2 tRNA genes and 3 rRNA genes are annotated in these 5,403 nt (G+C 53.4%); all 5 read right to left on the reverse strand.

The features are described from left to right. A 5S ribosomal RNA gene (rrf, locus tag V9K91_RS19180) occupies nucleotides 1-63 on the reverse strand; the annotation flags it as partial. Between the two features lie 146 nt (nucleotides 64-209). Beyond that, nucleotides 210-3,088: ribosomal RNA gene (locus V9K91_RS19185) — 23S ribosomal RNA — on the reverse strand. Nucleotides 3,089-3,317: 229 nt separating this feature from the next. Further along, a tRNA-Ile gene (locus V9K91_RS19190) sits at nucleotides 3,318-3,394 on the reverse strand. A gap of 48 nt (nucleotides 3,395-3,442) precedes the next feature. Then, a tRNA-Ala gene (locus tag V9K91_RS19195) sits at nucleotides 3,443-3,518 on the reverse strand. 95 nt (nucleotides 3,519-3,613) lie between these two features. Next, nucleotides 3,614-5,160 (reverse strand): 16S ribosomal RNA (locus V9K91_RS19200). Between the last annotated feature and the right edge of the window lie 243 nt (nucleotides 5,161-5,403).

Raw genomic sequence — 5,403 nt, forward strand, 5'->3', positions numbered from 1 at the left:
GCTGCGTTTCACTTCCGAGTTCGGGATGGGATCGGGTGGTTCCACAGCGCTAATTTCACCAGGGAGACGGTTGGAGCGTCGCGATGTTCGTGGTTTTCCCTTGGGGGAAAAGCACGGCCATACTGCGCCTGCCTCTCATAGTTCTTGTGACGTAGCGTGCACTTGGGCTCTATCGACATGTCATGTCGGCCAAGGCAACTTGAGGTTATATGGTCAAGCCACACGGATCATTAGTATCAGTTAGCTCAATACATTGCTGTACTTACACACCTGACCTATCAACCACATAGTCTATATGGTTCCTTCAGGGGGCTTGTGCCCCGGGAGATCTCATCTTGAGGCGCGCTTCCCGCTTAGATGCTTTCAGCGGTTATCGCTTCCGAACATAGCTACCCGGCAATGCCACTGGCGTGACAACCGGAACACCAGAGGTTCGTCCACTCCGGTCCTCTCGTACTAGGAGCAGCCCCTCTCAAATCTCCAACGCCCATGGCAGATAGGGACCGAACTGTCTCACGACGTTCTGAACCCAGCTCGCGTACCACTTTAAATGGCGAACAGCCATACCCTTGGGACCGACTACAGCCCCAGGATGTGATGAGCCGACATCGAGGTGCCAAACACCGCCGTCGATATGAACTCTTGGGCGGTATCAGCCTGTTATCCCCGGAGTACCTTTTATCCGTTGAGCGATGGCCCTTCCATACAGAACCACCGGATCACTAAGTCCTAGTTTCCTACCTGCTTGATCCGTCGATCTTGCAGTCAAGCACGCTTATGCCTTTGCACACAGTGCGCGATGTCCGACCGCGCTGAGCGTACCTTCGAGCTCCTCCGTTACTCTTTAGGAGGAGACCGCCCCAGTCAAACTACCCACCATACACGGTCCCCGACCCAGATAATGGGCCCAGGTTAGAACGTCAAGCACGACAGGGTGGTATTTCAAGGATGGCTCCACCACAGCTAGCGCCATGGTTTCATAGCCTCCCACCTATCCTACACAGACGAACTCAACGTTCAGTGTAAAGCTATAGTAAAGGTTCACGGGGTCTTTCCGTCTTGCCACGGGAACGCTGCATCTTCACAGCGATTTCAATTTCACTGAGTCTCGGGTGGAGACAGCGCCGCTGTCGTTACGCCATTCGTGCAGGTCGGAACTTACCCGACAAGGAATTTCGCTACCTTAGGACCGTTATAGTTACGGCCGCCGTTTACTGGGGCTTCGATCAAGAGCTTCGCCTTGCGGCTGACCCCATCAATTAACCTTCCAGCACCGGGCAGGCGTCACACCCTATACGTCCACTTTCGTGTTTGCAGAGTGCTGTGTTTTTGATAAACAGTCGCAGCGGCCTGGTTTCTGCGGCCCTCTTCAGCTATAGCTCGCATGAGCCACCAAAAAGGGCGCACCTTCTCCCGAAGTTACGGTGCCATGTTGCCTAGTTCCTTCACCCGAGTTCTCTCAAGCGCCTGAGAATTCTCATCCTACCCACCTGTGTCGGTTTACGGTACGGTCTGCGTAAGCTGAAGCTTAGGAGCTTTTCCTGGAAGCGTGGTATCAGTGACTTTGTCTTAAAGACTCGTCTCGGTGCTCGGTCTTGAAGGATCCCGGATTTGCCAAAGATCCAAACCTACCGCCTTTCCCCCGGACAACCAACGCCGGGTACACCTAACCTTCTCCGTCCCTCCATCGCACTTACGCGAGGTGCAGGAATATTAACCTGCTTCCCATCGACTACGACTTTCGTCCTCGCCTTAGGGGCCGACTCACCCTGCGCCGATTAACGTTGCGCAAGGAAACCTTGGGCTTTCGGCGTGCGGGTTTTTCACCCGCATTATCGTTACTCATGTCAGCATTCGCACTTCCGATACCTCCAGCAGACTTCTCAATCCACCTTCAACGGCTTACGGAACGCTCCTCTACCGCGTACATATAAATATGCACACCCCAAGCTTCGGTTCACTGCTTAGCCCCGTTAAATCTTCCCCGCAGACCGACTCGACCAGTGAGCTATTACGCTTTCTTTAAAGGGTGGCTGCTTCTAAGCCAACCTCCTGGCTGTCTGTGCCTTTCCACATGGTTTTCCACTTAGCAGTGAATTTGGGACCTTAGCTGTGGGTCTGGGTTGTTTCCCTTTTCACGACGGACGTTAGCACCCGCCGTGTGTCTCCCATACAGTCCGTCTCGGTATTCGGAGTTTGCAATGGTTTGGTAAGTCGCGATGACCCCCTAGCCATAACAGTGCTCTACCCCCGAGAGGATACATATGAGGCGCTACCTAAATAGCTTTCGAGGAGAACCAGCTATCTCCGGGTTCGATTAGCTTTTCACTCCTAATCACAGCTCATCCCCGTCTTTTGCAACAGACGTGGGTTCGGGCCTCCAGTACCTGTTACGGCACCTTCACCCTGGCCATGACTAGATCACCCGGTTTCGGGTCTACTGCCCGCGACTATGCGCCCTTATCAGACTCGGTTTCCCTTCGCCTCCCCTATACGGTTAAGCTTGCCACGAACAGTAAGTCGCTGACCCATTATACAAAAGGTACGCAGTCACTCTTTCGAGCTCCTACTGCTTGTACGCACACGGTTTCAGGATCTATTTCACTCCCCTCTCCGGGGTTCTTTTCGCCTTTCCCTCACGGTACTGGTTCACTATCGGTCGGTCAGTAGTATTTAGCCTTGGAGGATGGTCCCCCCATGTTCAGACAGGGTTTCACGTGCCCCGCCCTACTCGTCTTCACTGGAGTGGCCCTTTTAAATACAGGGCTATCACCTTCTATGGCCAGCCGTTCCAGGCTGTTTTTCTAGAACCATTCCAGCTTAAGGGCTAGTCCCCGTTCGCTCGTCGCTACTCAGGGAATCTCGGTTGATTTCTTTTCCTCTGGTTACTTAGATATTTCAGTTCACCAGGTTCGCTTCCAGCAGCTATGTATTCACTGCAGGATACCCGCAAGCGGGTGGGTTTCCCCATTCGGACATTACCGGATCAAAGCTTGTTGCCAGCTCCCCGATACTTTTCGCAGGCTGCCACGTCCTTCATCGCCTCTGACCGCCAAGGCATCCACCGTGTGCGCTTATTCGCTTGACCATATAACCGCAAGTTGCCTTGGGTTATATATATGACCCGGGGGTACAAAGCCCGGATACGAAATATAACGACTCAATTAATAAGAAGACATTTAAGTCTTCCGCCTTAGCCTCACGACACGTCAAGATAGAATCTCAAACGCTCGCTACGTCACAAGTTTTAAAAGAACACGTACCGGCCACAATGCCGATGCGTAATAAATTCTTTGTATGCGCTGATCATTCAGAGTTGGTGGGTCTGGGTAGACTCGAACTACCGACCTCACCCTTATCAGGGGTGCGCTCTAACCACCTGAGCTACAGACCCAATGTCCGTTTAGCTCATTGCCGTTGGCGCTGATAAAGGCGCTACGTGTGGTGGAGCCTGTCGGGATCGAACCGACGACCCCCTGCTTGCAAAGCAGGTGCTCTCCCAGCTGAGCTAAGGCCCCATATACGGGACTTTTCAAACCGGCCTGGCCGATTTGAAACTCTGAATGCAGGTACTTTGTGAAGACGCCCGACAGGACGATGTTGCCTTTGCTCAAAAGGAGGTGATCCAGCCGCACCTTCCGATACGGCTACCTTGTTACGACTTCACCCCAGTCATCGGCCACACCGTGGCAAGCGCCCTCCCGAAGGTTAAGCTACCTGCTTCTGGTGCAACAAACTCCCATGGTGTGACGGGCGGTGTGTACAAGGCCCGGGAACGTATTCACCGCAGCAATGCTGATCTGCGATTACTAGCGATTCCGACTTCATGGAGTCGAGTTGCAGACTCCAATCCGGACTGAGATAGGGTTTCTGGGATTGGCTTGCCCTCGCGGGTTTGCAGCCCTCTGTCCCTACCATTGTAGTACGTGTGTAGCCCTGGTCGTAAGGGCCATGATGACTTGACGTCATCCCCACCTTCCTCCGGTTTGTCACCGGCGGTCTCCTTAGAGTTCCCACCATTACGTGCTGGCAACTAAGGACAAGGGTTGCGCTCGTTGCGGGACTTAACCCAACATCTCACGACACGAGCTGACGACAGCCATGCAGCACCTGTGTTCGAGTTCCCGAAGGCACCAATCCATCTCTGGAAAGTTCTCGACATGTCAAGACCAGGTAAGGTTCTTCGCGTTGCATCGAATTAAACCACATACTCCACCGCTTGTGCGGGCCCCCGTCAATTCCTTTGAGTTTCAGTCTTGCGACCGTACTCCCCAGGCGGCGAACTTAACGCGTTAGCTTCGATACTGCGTGCCAAATTGCACCCAACATCCAGTTCGCATCGTTTAGGGCGTGGACTACCAGGGTATCTAATCCTGTTTGCTCCCCACGCTTTCGTGCCTCAGTGTCAGTGTTGGTCCAGGTAGCTGCCTTCGCCATGGATGTTCCTCCCGATCTCTACGCATTTCACTGCTACACCGGGAATTCCACTACCCTCTACCACACTCTAGTCGCCCAGTATCCACTGCAATTCCCAGGTTGAGCCCAGGGCTTTCACAACAGACTTAAACAACCACCTACGCACGCTTTACGCCCAGTAATTCCGAGTAACGCTTGCACCCTTCGTATTACCGCGGCTGCTGGCACGAAGTTAGCCGGTGCTTATTCTTTGGGTACCGTCAGAACAACCGGGTATTAACCGATTGCTTTTCTTTCCCAACAAAAGGGCTTTACAACCCGAAGGCCTTCTTCACCCACGCGGTATGGCTGGATCAGGCTTGCGCCCATTGTCCAATATTCCCCACTGCTGCCTCCCGTAGGAGTCTGGACCGTGTCTCAGTTCCAGTGTGGCTGATCATCCTCTCAGACCAGCTACGGATCGTCGCCTTGGTGGGCCTTTACCCCGCCAACTAGCTAATCCGACATCGGCTCATCTATCCGCGCAAGGCCCGAAGGTCCCCTGCTTTCACCCGAAGGTCGTATGCGGTATTAGCGTAAGTTTCCCTACGTTATCCCCCACGAAAAGGTAGATTCCGATGTATTCCTCACCCGTCCGCCACTCGCCACCCATAAGAGCAAGCTCTTACTGTGCTGCCGTTCGACTTGCATGTGTTAGGCCTACCGCCAGCGTTCACTCTGAGCCAGGATCAAACTCTTCACTTAAAAACGCATAGTCCGAGGACTAAAAATTTAAAGCTGCAGATGCTTGACCGCTGGCAACGTTTCGCTTGCTTTAAAACAATTGATATGTTGCTTGATCAAACGTCTGCAAGATGGACAAATCATCCTTCCTGCAGGCGCCTTCACAAGATACCTGCGCATACTGTCAAAGAACTTGGGAGTCGGCCTCAGCGCCTTTCTCCGTGTGCCCCGACGTTTCCGTCGTTGCGAGCCGCCCATTATAGC

The sequence above is a fragment of the Stenotrophomonas sp. CCNWLW57 genome (assembly GCF_037203925.1).
GTDB lineage: Bacteria > Pseudomonadota > Gammaproteobacteria > Xanthomonadales > Xanthomonadaceae > Stenotrophomonas > Stenotrophomonas rhizophila_A.